Origin of the sequence: Streptomyces sp. Ru71, assembly GCF_002920535.1 — a bacterium.
Lineage (GTDB): Bacteria > Actinomycetota > Actinomycetes > Streptomycetales > Streptomycetaceae > Streptomyces.
The window spans coordinates 91357-109529 of record NZ_PQSS01000016.1 but is presented as its reverse complement, the minus strand read 5'-3'; the positions used below and the strand labels follow the sequence as shown (position 1 = coordinate 109529).

Sequence of the window (18173 nt, the reverse complement as noted above, 5' to 3'; positions counted from 1 at the left end):
CTGAACCCCCCACATGCGAAAGCCGGCGGTGCCCCTCCCCCACCGCCGGCTTTCGTATGCCGCGCGTCCGGTCAGTGGTGACCGGAGTGCGCTCCCCCGTGCTGCTTGCCCTGTTCGACGGTTCCGCCCAGCGTGGAGCGCAGCGCGCTGACCACGCCGTCGTCGCCGACGGCGACCCACTTGCGGCCGACGAGATAGTGACCGCCGTAGTCCTTGGCCTCGTTGATCCACTCCCGCTGGCCGCGGTCGGTGGCGAAGGTGGCCAGCACGAACTTCCCGTCGCCGGTCGTGCAGATGGCCTGGCGGATCTCGTCGGCGTCGGTCTGCATGTCCGGGCGGCACTTGGCCTCGGCGGCCAGCTGCTCCAGGCTGCCGGTCGCGGTGGGCGGTACGGCGTCGTCCTGGCCGCCGCCGGTGCCGCAGCCCGCGAGCGCCAGCGCGGCCAGGGCACCGCTCACGGCGAGCATCGGTCGGGTCACCCTCATGTGTCTCCTCCGGGTCCGGACGGGGTGCGGGAACGCCGGTGGATACGGCTGCCGGGCGCCCGGCGCTCAAATCCGGTGCCGTCCGCCGCCACTCCGTGCGACAGTGTGCCGGTGAACCAGGACTGGGAGAACCGCGTGGCCGCCGTCTGGGCCGCCTTCGAGGACCACCCCGAGGACGGGGCGGCCGAGTTGCGCGCCGCGATCGACGCGCTCGTCGCCGAGCTGCCCGGTGACAGCCCGCGCGGCCCCTTCGAGCGGGCCTGCGCCTTCGACTCGACCGGCCACTCCGACAAGGCCGTACCGCTGTACCGGGAGGCGCTGGCGCGCGGCCTGGACGGATACCTGGGGCGGCGGGCGAAGATCCAGCTGTCCAGTTCCCTGCGCAACCTCGGGCAGCCGGAGGAGGGCGTCAAGCTGCTGACGCCCGAACTGGACGCCCCTTCGGACGAGTTGGACGACGCGGTGCGGGCCACGCTCGCGCTGTGCCTGTCCAGCCTGGGCCGTGACCGCGAGGGGCTGTCGCTGGTGCTGGGCGCGCTCGCGCCGCATCTGCCGCGCTACCAGCGGTCGATGGCCAACTACGCCCGCGCGCTGGTCGAGTCCGGGGACTGAGGCACCCGGGCGGCGGGTGACCATCCACCGATTCGCTCGTTCTGCTGAACGTGCAGTCACAGGATGTCGCCCCGCGCCCCTCATCGTCCCCCGCCGGCCCGGTCGTCGACGTCGAGCAGGCCGAGGCCGCGCTCGTCGAGCACTACCCGCGACTGGTCCGGCTGGCCTATCTGGTGCTCCCGCCGAGCCTCGGCCGCAGCCGGCGCGTCCTGACCGCCCACGCCCTCACCCAGCGCGCGCTGCCGCGCGGCAAGTCGGCCACCCCGGTGATCCCGGCCCAGTCGGCGGGCCGGGACGGCGACCCGGGCTACACCTTCGTCCGCCAGCAGGTGCTGCGCGCCGCGCTGGAGGCGGGGCTGCCGCTCGGGCGCCGCGGCCGGCTCAGGCGGGCCCAGCTGCCGCCGCTGCTGCCGCAGGTGTGGGGCCTGCGGCTGTTCCCGCGCTCGGGCGGCGCCGACGAACTCGCCCTGGACCAGCGGCTGTCGGCCCTGTCGGGCCCGGCGCGCGCCGTCTACGCGCTGCGCGGACTGGAGCAGCTGCCCGACGGGGAGGTGCACCGCATCCTGACGGCGGCCGGGGTCGCCGACGTGGACGCGGCGCTGCGGGAGGCCGACGACGTGCCCGCGCAGTACGGACTGCTGGCGTCCCCCGAGTTCGACCCGTGCTCGCTGCAGGCCCGGCCGACCGATCTGATGCGCCGGCGCCAGCACACCAAGGCCGCGCTCGCCGCCGCCGCGGCCATCGCGGTGTGCGGTGCGCTGGTCGCGCTGCCGGGCGGCGGCTGGGGGCCGGACGGCGCGGCCGCCCCGGTGTACGCGCAGAACCCGGCGGCCGAGGCGGCCCTGGACCCGGGCCGGCTGCTGAAGGTCGCGCCGAGCGCCTGGAAGACGGCGTCCCGCACCGACTTCTCGGTCTGGCCGGCGCGCGGCGACCTCACCGGGGACACGGCTCTGCTGCGCCGCGCGCTCGCCGTGTGGGCGCGTCCCGGCGAGACGGTCCGGGTCTCGGCGACGCTCGGCACCCCCTCCGGCGGCCCGGCCGGCCCGCCGCAGCTGCTGTACGCGGGGACCGTCGACAACGCGCGCGTGGTGATCCTCTACGACGGTCTGCGCATCACCCGGTACGCCGAGCCGAAGGACGGCACCCAGGGCGCGGCGCTGGACTTCGCCCGCGCGGACGGCGCGAGCGGCACCGAGGCGGACGCGGTGGTGCTGGGCCGGGCCGACGGCAACGTCCGCTATCTCACCGCCCCGTGGGTGACCCAGGTCGCCGAGCGGGACCTGATGAAGCCGGCCGCCGGCGCGATGGACCTGACCGTGACCGACAGCGTCACCTCCCCGATGGCCAGCCCGGCGACGAAGGCCGGCCCCTGTACGTCGTGGAACGCCCTGCAGGTCACCGACGACACCGGCACGCACGTCCTGACCGACCTCGGTGAGCTGGTCCCGGCCCGGCTGACCGTGGGGCATCCCGGCAAGGAGCGCGAGGTGTCCGGGGCTCAGGCGCTGCACGCATGGGCGCCGTACGCCTGCTCGCTGGGCGCGGTGCGCTCGCAGGGCGTGCGGTCGGTGAACGCCTGGGAGTACGCCGAGCAGCAGCTGCCGGGCACGGGCGGCACCGCGGACTGGGTGTGCACCCGGGCGGAGACCTGGCGGGGCGGCGGGGCGCGGGTGCTGGCGCAGTTCCACACGCCGGGCGGCACCTACGGGGCGGTCGCGGCGAAGGCGGAGGACGTGCCGGCGTGCGGTCCGCGCGATCCGCAGGTGCTGGCCGGGGTGCTGTGGAAGTCGCAGGGCGGGACCTGGTACCTGCTGGCCGCGGGCGGCAAGGACACCGCGTCGATCCGTGCCACGGGCGGTCTGACGGCCGACGCGGACGGCCAGGTGCTCGCGGTGCGGGCCAGGCAGGGGCTGCGGGCTCAGCTCAAGGGCACCCTGGACGACGGCCGGACGATCGGCGGCCTGCACTGAGCCCCGGGGCTTGCTGACAGCTGCGTCAACAAGGTGGGGTACGAGGGGTTCCCCCTCGGCCTACCCATCAGTACATTGACGCCATGTCTAACAAGCAGTCCGCTCGGGCACCCCAGCCGGTCGAGGCCGAGCGGGTGCCGCTCAAGGCCCGGAAGGTGTCCTTCTCCTGGGAGCGCACGCCGCTGCACTGGGTGCCCGGGGATCCGTTCACCACGCACACCATCAATGTGCTGCATCTGCTGCTGCCGGCCGGCGAGCGCTGGTTCGTGCACGTCTACAAGCAGGTGCTGCCCTACATCCGGGACGAGCGGCTGCGCGAGGACGTCATCGGGTTCATCGGGCAGGAGGCGATGCACTCCCAGGCCCATGACGAGGTGCTGCCGCACCTGCGCGAGCAGGGGCTCGACCCGACGCCGTACACCGCGCAGGTCGACTGGTTCTTCGAGAAGCTGCTCGGCGACCGCACCCTGCCGCCCGGCCGGGCGAGCCGCTGGTGGCTGATGGAGCGGGTCGCGCTGATCGCGGCGATCGAGCACTACACCGCCTTCCTCGGCGACTGGGTGCTCAACGCCGAGGAGCTGGACCGGCGCGGCGCCGACCCGACGATGCTGGACCTGCTGCGCTGGCATGGAGCCGAGGAGGTCGAGCACCGCTCGGTCGCCTTCGACCTGTTCCTGCACGTCGACGGCAGCTACCGGCGGCGGGCGCGCACCTGGGCGACCGCGTTCACGGCGCTGGTGTTCCTGTGGCAGCGCGGGGTGCGGTTCTTCATGGCGAACGACCCGACCCTGCTGGACGGCAAGCCCACCCTGCGCGACTTCCACGTGCGCGGCCGGCGCGGTGTGCTGCCGACCACCGAGGACATGCTCAGGTCCATCCCGCGCTATCTGAGCCGCGACTACCACCCGTCCCAGGAGGGCTCCACCGAGCAGGCCGTCGCCTACCTCGCCTCCTCCCCCGCAGCCCTCGCGGCAGAGAAGAGGACCGCCTGATGCCGAAGCTGCGGACCGTCGTGGTCGTCGCGGGTGCCGCGCTGCTCGCCCGGCGGGCGCTGCGCCGCCGGGTGCAGGGCTCGCCGCTGTGGCCGATGCCCGCGCTGCCGACGCCGATCAGCGGGCAGCCGCGGTCGCGGGCGCTGACGCTGCTGGTGACCGGGCACGAGCAGGTCGCCGACGGGGTCGTGCAGCTCCGCCTGGAGGGGCACGACCTGCCGCGCTGGGAGCCCGGGGCGCATCTGGACCTGGTGCTGCCGTCGGGCCTGGTGCGCCAGTACTCGCTGTGCGGCGACCCCGAGGACACCTCCTCCTACACCGTGGCCACGCGGCTGGTGGAGGACGGGCGGGGCGGCTCGCGCGAGGTGCACGAGCAGGTGCGCGAGGGCATGGAGCTGGAGGTTCGCGGCCCGCGCAACCGGTTCCCGCTGACGAAGGCGCCGCGCCACGTGTTCGTCGCCGGCGGCATCGGCATCACCCCGATCCTGCCGATGCTGCGCGCGCTCACCGCGCAGGACGCCGACTGGCGGCTGCTGTACGGCGGCCGCAGCCGGGCCTCGATGCCGTTCCTGGAGGAGATCGAGAAACTGGGCGGCATGGGGGTCCCCCCTGTTCGAGCGGAGTCGAGAACTTGGGGGAGGGTCACCGTGGTGGCCGAGGACGAGGCCGGGCGGCCGGACCTCGACGCCTTTCTCGGTGAACTGCCCGAGGGCACGGCCGTGTACTGCTGCGGGCCGGAAGGGCTGATGGCGGCCGTGGCGGAGCGGGTGCCGGACGTCCACATGGAAAGGTTCACGCCAAAGGCGGCGTCCGGCGGTGCCTTCGAGGTCGAACTCCGGCGCAGCGGACGGGTGGTGAGCGTCCCCGCCGACTCCACCGTGCTGGCCGCCGTCCGCGCCGAACTGCCCGACACCGTCTACTCCTGCGAGCAGGGTTTCTGCGGGACCTGCCAGCAGCGGGTGCTGGAGGGCGAGATCGACCACCGTGACGAGCTGCTCACGGACGCGGAGCGCGACGACTCGATGCTGATCTGTGTCTCCCGCGCCCGCGGTGACCGACTCGTGCTCGATATGTGAACATCCACGTCCGATCGGGTCCGTGGGCGGCCGGATCCGATCGGTAAGGTGTGCGCATGACTACCGGGGTACGCCGCAGAATGGGCGTGGAGGAGCGTCGGCAGCAGCTGATCGGCGTCGCCCTCGATCTGTTCAGCCGCCGCTCGCCCGACGAGGTCTCCATCGACGAGATAGCCTCGGCCGCGGGCATCTCGCGGCCGCTCGTCTACCACTACTTCCCCGGCAAACTCAGCCTGTACGAGGCCGCGTTGCAGCGCGCCTCGGACGAACTGGCCGCCCGTTTCGTGGAGCCGCACGAGGGCCCGCTGGGTGCCCGGCTGCTGCGGGTGATGGCCCGGTTCTTCGACTTCGTCGACGACCACGGCCCCGGTTTCTCCGCGCTGATGCGCGGCGGCCCGGCCGTCGGCTCGTCCACCACGAACGCCCTCATCGACTCCGTACGGCAGGCCGCCTACGTCCAGATCCTGGCGCACCTGGGGGTCGAGGAGCCGCCCGCCCGCCTGGAGCTGGTGATCCGCTCCTGGATCTCGCTCGCCGAGTCCACCGCGCTGATCTGGCTGGACGGCCGGCGCATCCCGCGCGAGGAGCTGCAGACCCAGCTCGTGCACGACTTCGCCGCGCTGCTCGCGGTGAGCGCGGCGTTCGACGCGGAGATGGGGGCGCTGCTGCGCCGCGTCCTCAAGGACGAGCCGGGCGACGGTCCCTTCGCGGACCTGATCGCCCGGCTCATCACCCTGGCCTCCTAGGAATCCCTAGGCGTCGTACTTGCGGTAGGACGCGTCGAGGTCGCGCACCTCGGCCGAGGCGTGCAGCGCGAGGCCCTCGGTGGGCTTCACGTGCTGCCGCAGCAGCTCCAGCACCTGCTCGGCCAGCCGCGCCTTGGTCTCCTCGGTGCGGCCGGCCAGCAGGCCGATCGTGACGTGCACGATGGCGTGGCCCTCGGTGTCCGGACCGACGACGGTGTCCTCGGTCCGGCGGAACTGCGTCTTGCACGCCGGCGGCTTGGCTGCCGCGATCTCGACCGTGGCCTCGTGCAGCGCACGGGCGAAACCGGGCCGGTCGAAGGCGTCGGCGAGGCGCTCGGAGTAGTCGACGGTGATCTGCGGCATGGGCACTCCTGTTCTACGGCGTCGCCGTCAGCCTAGGTGACGGAAGACGGCGACCGTCCGCGCCGGAACGGTGAAGGTGCCGGTCGCCGACTGGTAGGACGAGCCCTTGACAACCGGGTCGGCCCCCCATGCCTGCACCGGGTGCAGCCCGTAGGCCGTCCCGGCGAGGGCGCCGACGCGCTGCTCCTGCCGCTCGGGCGTGGCGTTGAAGACGACGACCAGATCGCCGAGCTCCATCGTGATCACGCCGGGCGTCTCATCCGCCCCGGACAGCGGGAAGGAGAGCCGGGACTGCACCTGCTCGGCCGTGGCGAGGGAGAAATCGCTCTCCGTCGTACGGATCCTCAGCAGGTCCCGGTACGCGGCGGACGCGCCGTCGATCTGCGGGCAGCCGACCTGGACCTGGCCCAGCAGCGGCTCGGCGTACGGCCACTTGGACGCGTTGTCGGCGGCCGGCGGCAGCCCGCGCCCGAAGCCGTTGCCGTCGGCGCAGTTCCAGTGGATGGCGTTGAACCAGTCGCCGCTGTCGAAGGAGTTGCGGTCCAGCGACTTGGAGCGCAGCAGGTCGGTGCCGGCCTGGGAGAGCGCCGGGCCCTGCGACAGGGTGGCCGTGGCCATCGCCAGGACCTGCATCCGGGCCCGGTCGGCGGCGCTCGTCGAGGCGGGCAGCTTGTAGGCGAGCGCGTCGAAGAGGGCCTCGTTGTCGTGCGCGTCGGCGTAGGCGAGGGCGTCGCCGGGGGCGGCCGCGTAGCCTGCGGGCTGGCCGTTGTAGTCGATCTCGGCGCCGGTGACCTCCTTGCCGGCGCTGTCGGTGAAGTGGTACTTCGCGAGGTTCCCGGACAGGCCGACCTTGATCAGGTCCTGGTCGTGCAGCAGGCGGGCCTTCTGCTCGGCCGGGGTGCCGTTGGCGGTGGAGGGGTTCGGGTCGGTGTACAGCCCGCTGGCGAAGCCCTGCACGCCGGGGTCGGCGTCGAAGGGGCTGCCGCCGCGCACGGCGTCGCGGGCCCGGTCGGAGAAGGTGGCGATGCCGGTGCCGGCCATGTTGGCCTGCGTGGCCTGCACGAAGCGGGCGTCGTTCGCGACCTCGCCGAAGTTCCAGCCCTCGCCGTACAGGATGATCCTCTTGCCGTCGACACCGTCCTTGGCGAGGGTCAGCGCGTCCAGGGCCTTGCGGACGGCGAGGATGTTGGCCTTCGGGTGGTGGCCCATGAGGTCGAAGCGGAACCCGTCGACCTTGTACTCCTTGGCCCAGGTGACGATCGAGTCGACGACGAGCTTGCCCATCATCGTGTTCTCGGGCGCGGTGTTGGCGCAGCAGGTGCTGGTGGCCACCGAGCCGTCGGCCATGAGCCGCTGGTAGTAGCCGGGCACGACCTGGTCCAGGACCGAGGTGTCCGCCTGGCCGGCGGCAGCGGTGTGGTTGTAGACGACGTCCATGACCACGCGCAGCCCGTCCCGGTTGAGCGCCTGGACCATCTGCCGGAACTGCACCGTGCGGGCGGTGCCGTCCGGGTCGGTGGCGTAGGAGCCCTCGGGGACCGTGTAGTGGTAGGGGTCGTAGCCCCAGTTGTAGGCGTCCTTGGCGGCGGTCTTCGTCACGCACTCCTGCTGCCGGTCGGAGTCGGCGGGCAGGGCGGCCAGGTCGCAGTCCGGGGTGGCCTGGTCGGCCTTCTTCTCGGGGATCGTGGCGATGTCGAACGCGGGCAGCAGATGGACGTAGGAGGTGCCGGCCTCCGCCAGTTCCCGCAGATGCTTCGAGCCCTCGCTGCCGGTGTCCGTGAAGGCCCGGTAGGTGCCCCGGTCCCCGGCGGGGACGGTCGGGTCCTCGACCGAGAAGTCCCGGATGTGCAGCTCCTGGATCTGCGCGTCCCGCAGCGGCACGGCCTTCGGCTTGGCCAGCGCCGACCAGCCCTTCGGCGCCAGGGACTTGTCGTCGAGGTCGACGACGAGGCTGCGCTGGGAGTTCGCGGTCAGGGCGACGGAGTACGGGTCGGTGACCTTGTTGGTGACGACCTTGCGGACGCTGGGCGCCCAGACCTTCACCACGTACCGGTACGGCTTGTTCTTCCAGGAGGCCGGGCCGGTGACCGACCAGACCCCGGTGGCGGCGTCACGGTGCATGGCCTTGAGCGAGCCGTCCAGCTCCAGTGACACGCTCTGCGCGGTCGGCGCCCACACGGCCAGCGTCGGCCGCCCGCCCCGGAACGTCGGCCCCAGCCGGGCCTCGGTCGCACCCGGGTACAGGTCGTCCAGGACGCCGGCGATCTGCACGCCGGTCGCGGCCAGTACGGCGCCGTTGGCCGCACGCTGCGAGACGACGAGCTGGCCCTGGAGCGCCCCGCGCACCCGGTCGCGGTCCCGCGGGTCGACGGACCAGGCGGTGTAGTCCTTCAGGTGCGGGAACCTCGCCTTCTGCGCGCCCGTCAGCGTGCTCCTGGACAGCCGGATCCAGCGCTCGTCGTCGCTGGTCAGGGCCCCGTCCTTGACGGTGATCGAGCCGTCGCGGGAGGACAGCAGCTGGGTGGAGGCGGCCGCGTCGGAGCCGTTGAAGGCGACGGTGTCCCGGTCGATCCAGACCGCCTTGGACGTGCTCAGGTCGAGCGCGGCGGAGGAGCCCTGCGGCTGCGGCAGCAGGTACTTCTCCTGCCCGGCCAGCAGCCACACCTCGTGGCCGGTGGCCTTCAGGTCCAGGGACTGGTCGGTGGGCAGGTCCTTGTCGTCGCCCTTGTGGAGGATGTAGCTGAGGCTGCTCGCCCCGGCGGCCAGCGGCACCTCGAACACGGCGCCGTAGGCGTCGGTGCGCACCGGCTGCAGCGGCTTGGACCAGTCGGTGGGGTTCGCGGCACCGGTCCACACGTGCAGACCCCAGCCGTCGTAGTTCCCGTCGGCGCGGTGGTAGTGCAGGACGGCCTTGGTGGTGTCCTGGGCCGGGTGGTCGGGCCGCTCGGTCAGCACGTCGGGCTTGCCCTGCTCGATCCACACCTCACCGGTCCTGGTGACGTCGATCGAGCGGTCCGCGGAGACGTCCTTGTCGCCGTCCTTGTCGATGACCAGGAAACCGACGTTCGAGGCGCCGGGCTTCAGCTTGACGTAGGCGAAGGCGCCATAGGAGTCCCGGCCGGCGAAGGGGTGGCTGGCGGGCCAGTTCGTCGCCTCACCGTCGGCCAGGTCGCCCCAGGCGTACAGGCCCCAGTTCGCGTAGTCGCCGTCGGCGCGCTTGTAGTGCACGATCGCGTAGTCGCGGGAGGAGGCGGTGGGGACCTCCGGCGCGGGCGGGGTGCCCGTGGTGCTGCTCGCCGTGGCGCTCGCGGTGTGCCCGGCGGAGTCGACCACGACGGCCTTGTAGCGCAGGGCGGTACCGGCCGGAACGTCCTTGCCGAGGGTCTGGGTGACCTTGTAGGGGGCGTGGTCGGCGGAACCGAGGACCTGCCACGGGGCGTTGCCGACCTGGGCAGCGAAGACGACGCGGTCGAGCGCGCCGCCGGAGACGTCGGCGGTGACGTCCACCGTCCCCATGGCGCCGGTGGCCGGGGCCGTCAGGGTGAGCGACGGCCGGGTGGCCGGGGCGGCGAGCTTGCCGGCCGCCTTGTAGACGACGGCGGAACCGGCCGGGACGGTGAGGGTGAGCTTGCGGTCCGCGTCAGTGGTGAGGGTCCCGTCGGCGCCGTGGATCCCCTGGTAGGCCATGTCGGCGGACCCGGTCGCGAAGGTCGCCGTCTGCGGGGAGCCGGCGTTGTTGAAGGCGACGACGTACTCCTGGCCCGTCCGGGCGTCGGTACGGCTGAAGGCGTAGATCCCGGGCCCGTCGGCCGCGTACCGCTCCTGCTGCACCCCGTCGGCCAGGGCGGGGTTGGCCCTGCGCAGCGCGGCCAGGGCGCTGATCTGCCGGTAGAGCGGGGCGGAGGTGTCGTAGGCGTCGCTCGCGTGGGTGCGGTCGGTGCCGATCTGGTCGTCGTCGAGGTAGTCGGCGACCTTCGAGGCGAACATCGTCTGGCGGGCGTCCTTGTCGCCGCCCGCGCCGGTGAAGCCCTGCTCGTCGCCGTAGTAGACGACCGGGTTGCCGCGGCTGAGGAACATCAGCTCGTTGGCGAGCCTGTCCTTGGCGAGGAGTTCGGCGTCGTCCGCCTTCGGGTTGTCCTGCTTCAGGAAGGTCCCGATGCGGCCCATGTCGTGGTTGCCGAGGAAGGTGACCTGCTCGTACGCGTTGGCCTTGTCGGTCGTGTACTTGTAGTCGTCGGCGAAGACCTTAGCGAGCTTCTGCGCGCTGCCGCCCTGCGAGGCGTAGGAGCGAGCCGCGTCCTGGAAGGGGAAGTCGAGGGTCGCGTCCAGCCGGCCCTGGGTGACGTACGGCGAAGTGACGGACGTGTCGGCGGAGTAGACCTCGCCGAACATGAAGAAGTCCTCACGGCCGTGCCGGGCGGCGTACTTGTCGAGTGCCGTCGCCCACTGGGTCCAGAACTCCATGTTCACGTGCTTGACGGTGTCGATACGGAAACCGTCGACGGCGAAGTCCTTCACCCACCGCTCGTAGATCTTCTCCATGCCGCGCACGACCTCGGGGCGCTCGGTCCACAGGTCGTCCAGGCCGGAGAAGTCGCCGTAGGTGGTGGACTCGCCGGCGTAGGTGGAGTCGCCCCGGTTGTGGTACATCGCCGGGTCGTTGAGCCAGGCCGGGACCTTCGCGCCGCTCGTGACCGCCGGGGTGCGCGGGAAGGAGCCGGCGTCCACGGCGGGGAAGCCCTTGCCGCCGGCCGCGTAGTCGGCGTCGTCGAAGGGGCGGCCGTCCTTGGTGAGGTAGGGGAAGGCGCCCTTGGAGAGGTACTCGTAGGACTTGGGCTCGTAGTCGACGACGTCGGCGGTGTGGTTGGTGATGACGTCGAAGTAGACCTTCATGCCCTTGGCATGGGCCCGGGCGATGAGGGTCTTCAGGTCCTGGTTGGTGCCGAAGTGCGGGTCGACCTGGGTGAAGTCGGTGATCCAGTAACCGTGGTAGCCGGCCGAGGCGTTGGCACCGCTGCCCTGCACGGGCCGGTTCTTGAAGATGGGGGCCATCCAGATGGCGGTGGTGCCCAGGCCCTTGATGTAGTCGAGGCGCCGGGTCAGGCCCTTGAGGTCGCCGCCCTGGTAGAAGCCCTTGTCGGTGGGGTCGTAGCCGGTGGCCAGGCGCGAACCGGTCAGTCCGCCGCGGTCGTTGGCGCCGTCGCCGTTGGCGAAGCGGTCCGGCAGCACGAAGTAGAACTGCTCGCGGGTGGCGTCGTGCCGGGTGGGCTGTGCGGCGAGGGCCTTGTCCGACGGCGGCGGGGGCGGGGTGTCGGCGTGGGCGGCGAGCGGCTGCACCAGCGCTGCCGCGAGGGTGGCGGCGGTGACGGCCGCGACCCGCCTTCCCCGTGCACTGCGGCGCGTCCCGGGCGCCGGCCATCTCGGTATCACAGGCGGAAACTCCTTGTGCTTGCGGCTCATTCGGGTCCGACCCCGGCGTCCTGGCGCGGGCTGCGCTGCGGGCGCCCGCGGGGGACCGTATCGCCGACGAAAGACTTACAGCAAGAGGTCTGAAACACCCAGCAAGAACTTTCACCAGGGACTTCGCGCGACGTTGCGGAGTACCCCGGATGGGGGAAGAGTGGCTGGTGTGGCGCAAACCGTGCGCGAACCCCCCTCTGGATCCGTCATGACCAGAACCACACGGCGACACATCCTCCCTCTGACCGGCGCATCCGCCGTGGTCACAGCGCTGGCGCTGACCATGGGCCCGGTGGCCCCGGGGGCCGCGGCTCCCGGCGGGGCCGGGACGGACCGGCTGCCCTCCTCGGTGCGGGCCGACTCCACGCCTCCCGCCCCAGAGCCCCCCTCGGACAATCCCGGGACGACGACAGCGCCCGTCCCGTCGACACCGGACACGCCGACCGCCTCCTCGTCGTCCTCGTCGTCACAGCCGGAGGACACCAGGACCACGGCACCGAGCACCGCGACGTCGTCCGGTTCGGACGACGGCGGCACCGCGGCCACCGCCGCCCTGAAACAGCAGCAGGACGAGGCCGGCACCCTGGCGGCGGACCTGGAGGACAAGAAGGCCGACGTCCCCGAGGAGCTGGTGCCGAGCGTGGACCAGCTGACCGACGTACTGCAGGCCGTGAGCGACACGCAGACCCCGCCGCAGGAGCGGGACGGTGCCGTCCGCAGCGCACAGCAGGTGGAATCCGCGCTGGAGGTGATCGCCGACCCGGGCACACCCGCCGCGGTACGCGACCGGCTGACCGGGCTGGTGCAGCAGGTGGCCGCCGCCCTGAGTGAGGCGAACGGGGCGCAGACACCGCAGGTGAGCGGCACGCTCGGGGTGGTCGTGGCCAGGTCGGCATCCGTGCTGGGGGTCGTCGCCCGCCAGGACGTGCCGCCGGACGTGGAGAACGACCTCGTCGGGGCCGCGGACAACCTGTTCTCGTCCGTGCAGGAGGGCACGGCGAACGAGGACGAGGGCACCGGTGCCGGCGGCGCCGGCGGTCAGCTGGCGTGGCACATGCTGACGGCGACCGCGGTGGAGACCGGGGGCGACCCGAACACTGCCGACGACAAGCGGAAAGGGATCGCGCAAGGCGCGCACGAGAACAGCCGGACCCGGCCCGGCGACCCGGGAGCAGCGGACAAGAAGCGCCGGCTGGAGCAGGACCTGAAGGCGGCGATCGCCGATCAGGGCCTGCCGGACGAACCGCTCGGCAAGGCGGCCGAGGTCTGCACCAACGCCGTCTTCGAATCCGTCCCGGACACCACCCTCGCCGAGGATCTGCAGAACCTGACTCCCGACACCTGGAACAGCGAGGGCGTGCAGGACTTCTGGAAGTCCAGGGAATCGGAGAACGAATCCCTGGACGTGTTCGCCCAGTTGCGGAACGACAAGGTCGACAACACCGCGCTGGCCATCAAGCAGATGATTCCCCAGCTGGCAGACTCGCTCCCGGCGAAGGACATCTTCTCGTCGCTCGGCGTGCACGCGCTCGACTGCCTGCAGGCTGCTGTGCGGCTCGACGCGGAAGCGGGCGTCCAGTCGGGCAGCTGGCTCAGCGCGGCGCAGCAGGTATGAACCTCAGCAACTCCGCGACGGACACCTCGGCATCGGCGTACCGGGTCGCGATGCCGAATTTCCTCAGTTCCCTCTTCTCCGCAGCGTAATCTATCCAGCCGCCCGTGAAGTGGAAAGAGGAGATGGAGTACACCGGCGGAGCGTCCGGAGACCAGAACGCCGTCACATAGAGCGGTGCACGGGTCACGTTGACGAGGTTGTTGTCGTGCCGCACCCGGCCGACGTAGGTGAGGGTGTCCGCGGCGCACTCGGCGGCGCGGCAGGCGTACCGGGGATGCCGCCACGACTGGAACGGCTTGCGGTAGTGCTCCACGTCGATCCGGCCCCGGTCCTTCCTCATGTAGGTGATCTGCAGGTCCACGTGGATCACGTCGTACGGCACGTCCCTGGGTATCTGGAAGACGTGCACGCGGGTGTCCTCCTGCCCCGCCTCCAGCACGTCCCCGGGCTGGTACAGGCGTCCGCTGCTCAGCCGCTCGTAGGAGAGCCGGTCGACGTGCCGTTCCGCCTCCTCCTCGGCACCGAAGCTCTCCTTCCAGGCCTCGGCCGACGAATCCCCCGACTCGGAATACTTGGCGGTCCTGCCGTACACGGTGAAGTCGTTGACGATGACGTACACCGACACCTCCCCCGTGTTCTTCACGGAGAGTTTCAGCGGAACCTGGACGAAAGGGAGGGAACGATCCTGGCGGGCCCTCCCGAATTCCGCAGTGAGGGAGAAACGCAGGGGAGCCGTCGCGGGCTGGTACAGGGTGGAGTACGCGAGGCTGACCGCGGACAGCAGAGCGGTCGCATAGAATCCCGCGACGAATTTGTTGGGCTGGGGCAGCCCTTTCCAGGCTTTTTCCCTGATCAGCACGGTGAACGCCCACACCGCCCAGCACCACAGCGGTATGAAGGCGAACAGGTAGGGCGTGATCTCCTTCTCCTCCAGCCACAGCAGGAAGAGAAGACTGTTCGTGGCCAGCGCGATGAAGGCGCCGAGCAGGACGATCGCGCGGGAGGCCCGGAACTCCCGCCGGCCCCAGTGGTCGGCCACCAGGACCGCCCCGACGCCCTGGACCACGCCGGACACCACCAGCGCGGCCCCGGTGATGCGCTGGGCGAATGTCAGGGCGCCGGAGGCGTCCGGCCAGCCGATCACCACGTTGAGGATCCCGGAGGCGAGCAGCCCGGCCGCCATGACGGCCATGGTCGCGCGCCGCCTGACGGGCCGGTCGGGCCAGGTGCCGCTGTCGCCTCCGCGCCAGCACACCGAGGCGGGGTCCTCCATGTCGACGTCCGGGTAACCCAGACGGTCCAGCAGTCTGCGCAGCTCGCGCAGCGACCAGACGCTGCCCGCGGCACTGCCCCCCACCGTGACCCGGCGAAGGCCGCGCTCGTCTGGCGCCTCGACGACGACCCACGGACGGATGCTCATGACGCCAGCCTCCGGCCTGGGCCGGGGGCCCGCATGCGCTGTTGCTCCGCTCGGAAGCGCCCGCGGCGCCTTCCGCCGGGCCCACGGCGGCCGTGCACGGGGCCGCGGGCCCGGCGGGCCCGGGGGGCGGGTCAGCAGCCGGTCTTGCCCGCGTAGACGGCGAGGGCGGTGTTGGCCCCGAGGGTGGCGGTGAGCTGGCCGGAGCTGTTCACCGAGACCGTCGTGTTGTTCTGGACGTTGCAGTACGTCCCGGCCGGCAGGGACGTCTGGTAGGTGCGGCTCAGGCTGTACGACTCGTGGTTGATGGCCACGAAGCCCTTGGAGCCGCGTCCGAAGGCGATGGCGTCGCCGCCGTTGTCCCACCAGTTGGTGACGGCCTCGCCCCGGGTGGCGTTGCGGAAGCCGACCATGCGGATGATCTCCGGCCACTTGTGCTGGCACTTCCAGCCGTCCTGCCAGCAGGCGTTGACCGTGCCGCCGTTGGGCGGGCCCGCGTCGGTGTCCGACCACTCGTAGCCGGAGTTGATGTCGGGGGCGCCGTAGGGCCAGGCCAGCATGAAGACGTTGGCGAGGGTGTAGTTGGCGCCGTCCTTGTAGTTCAGGGTGGAGCCGTTGCGCTCGGTGTCGTGGTTGTCGACGAAGACACCGGCGACCGAGCTGTTCAGGTAGCCCCAGCCCTCGCCGTAGTTCTTCAGGTAGGCGAGGTTCTCGTTGTTGAAGACGCGCTTGAGGTCGTAGGCGTAGCGGAACTCCTGGACGTCGCCGTTGCCGGTGTACTCGGTGGGCTGGACGGCCTCGCCGGCGCCGTAGATGACCTCCTGCTTCCAGTAGACGGACGGGTTGGTCAGCCGGGACTTGATGTTCGCCAGGTCTGCGGTGTCGATGTGCTTGGCCGCGTCGATGCGGAAGCCGTCGACGCCGAGGGTGAGCAGGTCGTTCATGTACCCGGCGATCGCGCCGCGGACGTAGGACTCGCCGGTGTCCAGGTCGGCGAGGCCGACCAGCTCGCAGTGCTGGACGTTCCAGCGGTCCTGGTAGTTGCCGACCTGGCTGGTGCAGTCGTCGAAGTCGTACGACGAGTACAGCCCGGGGTAGGTGTACTTCGTGTACGACGAGCCGCCGGTGCCGGTGCCGCTGCCGGCCGACATGTGGTTGATGACGGTGTCGACGACGACCTTCACCCCGGCCGCGTGGCAGGTGTTCACCATGTTCTTGAAGGCGGTCCGGTCGCCGAGCCGACCCGCGATCTTGTACGACACCGGCTGGTACGAGGTCCACCACTGGGAGCCCTGTATGTGCTCGGCGGGCGGCGAGACCTGGACGTAGCCGTAGCCGGCGGGGCCGAGGGTGCTGGTGCACTCCTTCGCCACCGAGTCGTACTTCCACTCGAAGAGGACGGCCGTGACGTCCTTGGCGCCGGGCGGGGAGGCGTGCGCCACGGACGGGGTCATGACAAGGGAGGCGGCCGCGAGGACCAGCGCCCCCGAGAGGGATCTGCGTGCCATGTGGGGTTCCTTCTTCGTCGAAGGCATGTGGGGATGGCCCGCAAGTACTTGCTGAAATATTTCAGCAAACTTGCGGTGACGCAGATGTTAAAGGCCCGCCGCCTGAAAAGGCAGCGGGCCGGAGTGAAGTTGTTGAAGATTCTTGCGGAGCCCCCGCAAGGCGCCCGTCAGGCGGTCGTGAACCACACCGTGGTGTCGGCCGGCACCTTCGCCTCGCCGCCGGCCTCGGTCACCTCACCGCTGGCGAGCAGGACCCGGCCGTACGCCGGGGTCGTCACCGACTCCCCCGTCGTGTTGGCGACGCAGACGAAGTCACCGCGGCGGAAGGCGAGGACGCCCTCGGGTGCGCGCAGCCACTCCACGCTGTCGCCCGCGCCGAGGTCCGGGTGCTCACGGCGGGCGGCGAGCGCGGCCCGGTACAGCTCCAGCGTGGAGCCGGGAGCACCGGTCTGCGCCTCGACGCTCAGCTCGCCCCAGCTCGCGGGCTGCGGCAGCCAGCTGCCACCGCTGCCGAAGCCGTACGACGAACCCTCGCGGGTCCACGGGATCGGCACCCGGCAGCCGTCACGGAAGCCGTCCTGGCCCTCGCCGCGGAAGTACGCCGGGTCCTGGCGCACCTCGTCGGGCAGGTCGACGACGTCCGGCAGGCCGAGTTCCTCGCCCTGGTAGACGTAGGCCGAACCGGGCAGCGCCAGCATCAGCAGGGAGGCGGCACGGGCCCGGCGCAGACCCAGCGCGCGGTCGCCGGCGAGGCGGATCTGGGTGCCGAGGCCGGGCGGGTTGGCGAAGCGGGTGGCGTGCCGGGTGACGTCGTGGTTCGACAGCACCCAGGTGGCGGGCGCTCCGACCGGGCGCATCGCGTCCAGGGTGCGGTCGATGACCTCGCGCAGCTCGGCGGCGTCCCAGGCGGTCGCCAGGTACTGGAAGTTGAACGCCTGGTGCAGCTCGTCGGGGCGGACGTAGTTCGCGGTGCGCTCGACGGTCGGGGTCCACGCCTCGGCGACGAAGATCCTTTCACCCGCGTACTCGTCGAGGATCGTGCGCCACTGCCGGTAGATGGCGTGCACGCCGTCCTGGTCGAAGAACGGCATGACATCGTTGCCCAGCAGTTTCAGCTGGTCGTGGGTTCCAAGGTCGGGAAGCCCGTCCGCCTTCACCAGGCCGTGTGCGACGTCGATGCGGAAGCCGTCGACGCCCATGTCGAGCCAGAAGCGCAGGATGGAGCGGAACTCGTCGCCGACGGCCGGGTGGTCCCAGTTGAAGTCGGGCTGCTCGGGCGCGAAGAGGTGCAGGTACCACTCGCCCGGCGTGCCGTCGGGCTCGGTGACCCGGGTCCAGGCCGGACCGCCGAAGATGGACTCCCAGTCGTTGGGCGGCAGTTCGCCGTTCTTCCCCTTGCCGGGGCGGAAGTGGTAGCGCTCGCGCAGCGGGGAGCCGGGGCCCTCGGCGACGGCGCGCTTGAACCACTCGTGCTGGTCGGAGGAGTGGTTGGGGACCAGGTCGACGATGATGCGCAGGCCCAGCTCGTGGGCGTCGCGGATCAGGGCGTCGGCGTCGAGGAGGTTGCCGAACATGGGGTCGACGGCCCGGTAGTCGGCGACGTCGTAGCCGGCGTCGGCCTGCGGGGAGGCGTAGAACGGGCTGAGCCAGACGGCGTCCACACCCAGGTCGCGCAGATACGGCAGGCGGGAGCGTACGCCCTCCAGGTCGCCCATGCCGTCGCCGTTGGCGTCGGCGAAGCTGCGCGGATAGACCTGGTAGATCACCGCGTCCCGCCACCAGTCGCGGCGCTGGGCGACGGTGGCGAGGGCCGAGTTCGGTGCCGAGGAGTGCTGGGTCATGGCTTCCTTGATGCGTAAGGAGAGTGCGGTCATCGGGTCTGTGGGTGACGGCGGCGGGGGTGTTGAGGCGGCCGCGGTGCAGCGGGGT

General features: G+C 71.5%; 12 protein-coding genes. 6 read left to right on the top strand and 6 right to left on the bottom strand.

All coding sequences use genetic code 11. The annotated features are described in order from the left end of the window. Window positions 1–71 precede the first annotated feature (71 nt). The gene (locus C3489_RS13110) at window positions 72–485 is read right to left on the bottom strand and encodes a hypothetical protein (RefSeq protein ID WP_103781945.1); all 414 of its coding nucleotides are present in this window, start codon (window positions 483–485) and stop codon (window positions 72–74) included. Between the two features lie 111 nt (window positions 486–596). Between C3489_RS13110 and C3489_RS13105 the strand changes: the two genes are divergently transcribed. From C3489_RS13105 to C3489_RS13085, 5 genes are all read left to right on the top strand, one after another. Continuing rightward, window positions 597–1097, top strand: coding sequence for a tetratricopeptide repeat protein (locus tag C3489_RS13105; protein ID WP_103781963.1), 501 nt, complete (start codon window positions 597–599; stop codon window positions 1095–1097). Window positions 1098–1147: 50 nt separating this feature from the next. Beyond that, a complete protein-coding gene (locus tag C3489_RS13100) occupies window positions 1148–3067 on the top strand; it encodes a hypothetical protein (RefSeq protein WP_103781944.1) in 1920 nt (639 codons plus the stop codon). A gap of 83 nt (window positions 3068–3150) precedes the next feature. Continuing rightward, window positions 3151–4059, top strand: coding sequence for a metal-dependent hydrolase (locus tag C3489_RS13095; RefSeq protein WP_103781943.1), 909 nt, complete (start codon window positions 3151–3153; stop codon window positions 4057–4059). After that, complete coding sequence (locus C3489_RS13090) at window positions 4059–5135, top strand: PDR/VanB family oxidoreductase (protein WP_103781942.1); 1077 nt, start codon at window positions 4059–4061, stop codon at window positions 5133–5135. The genes C3489_RS13095 and C3489_RS13090 overlap by 1 nt, the downstream gene beginning before the upstream one ends. Before the next feature lie 56 nt (window positions 5136–5191). Continuing rightward, window positions 5192–5881: a TetR/AcrR family transcriptional regulator gene (locus C3489_RS13085; protein WP_103781941.1), complete on the top strand. Its 690-nt coding sequence runs from the start codon at window positions 5192–5194 to the stop codon at window positions 5879–5881. Between the two features lie 6 nt (window positions 5882–5887). Here the strand turns inward: C3489_RS13085 and C3489_RS13080 are convergent, their stop codons facing one another. After that, window positions 5888–6244 (bottom strand): 5-carboxymethyl-2-hydroxymuconate Delta-isomerase, encoded by a 357-nt coding sequence (locus C3489_RS13080; protein WP_103781940.1) that lies wholly within the window; start codon window positions 6242–6244, stop codon window positions 5888–5890. A gap of 27 nt (window positions 6245–6271) precedes the next feature. After that, on the bottom strand, window positions 6272–11674 hold the full coding sequence (gene pulA, locus C3489_RS13075) for a pullulanase-type alpha-1,6-glucosidase (protein ID WP_103781939.1): 5403 nt from the start codon (window positions 11672–11674) through the stop codon (window positions 6272–6274). Between the two features lie 238 nt (window positions 11675–11912). Between pulA and C3489_RS13070 the strand changes: the two genes are divergently transcribed. After that, entirely contained in the window at window positions 11913–13319 is a 1407-nt protein-coding gene (locus C3489_RS13070) for a hypothetical protein (RefSeq protein WP_103781938.1), read from the top strand. Here C3489_RS13070 and C3489_RS13065 read toward each other — a convergent pair. The 3 genes from C3489_RS13065 to C3489_RS13055 form a co-directional block, all read right to left on the bottom strand. Then, entirely contained in the window at window positions 13297–14739 is a 1443-nt protein-coding gene (locus C3489_RS13065; protein WP_103781937.1) for a hypothetical protein, read from the bottom strand. The genes C3489_RS13070 and C3489_RS13065 overlap by 23 nt on opposite strands. Before the next feature lie 131 nt (window positions 14740–14870). Then, complete coding sequence (locus C3489_RS13060; protein WP_103781936.1) at window positions 14871–16244, bottom strand: alpha-amylase family protein; 1374 nt, start codon at window positions 16242–16244, stop codon at window positions 14871–14873. A 167-nt stretch (window positions 16245–16411) separates the two neighbouring features. Then, window positions 16412–18085 carry a glycoside hydrolase family 13 protein gene (locus C3489_RS13055; RefSeq protein WP_103781935.1) on the bottom strand — a complete coding sequence of 558 codons (1674 nt, stop codon included), beginning with the start codon at window positions 18083–18085 and terminating at the stop codon, window positions 16412–16414. Between the last annotated feature and the right edge of the window lie 88 nt (window positions 18086–18173).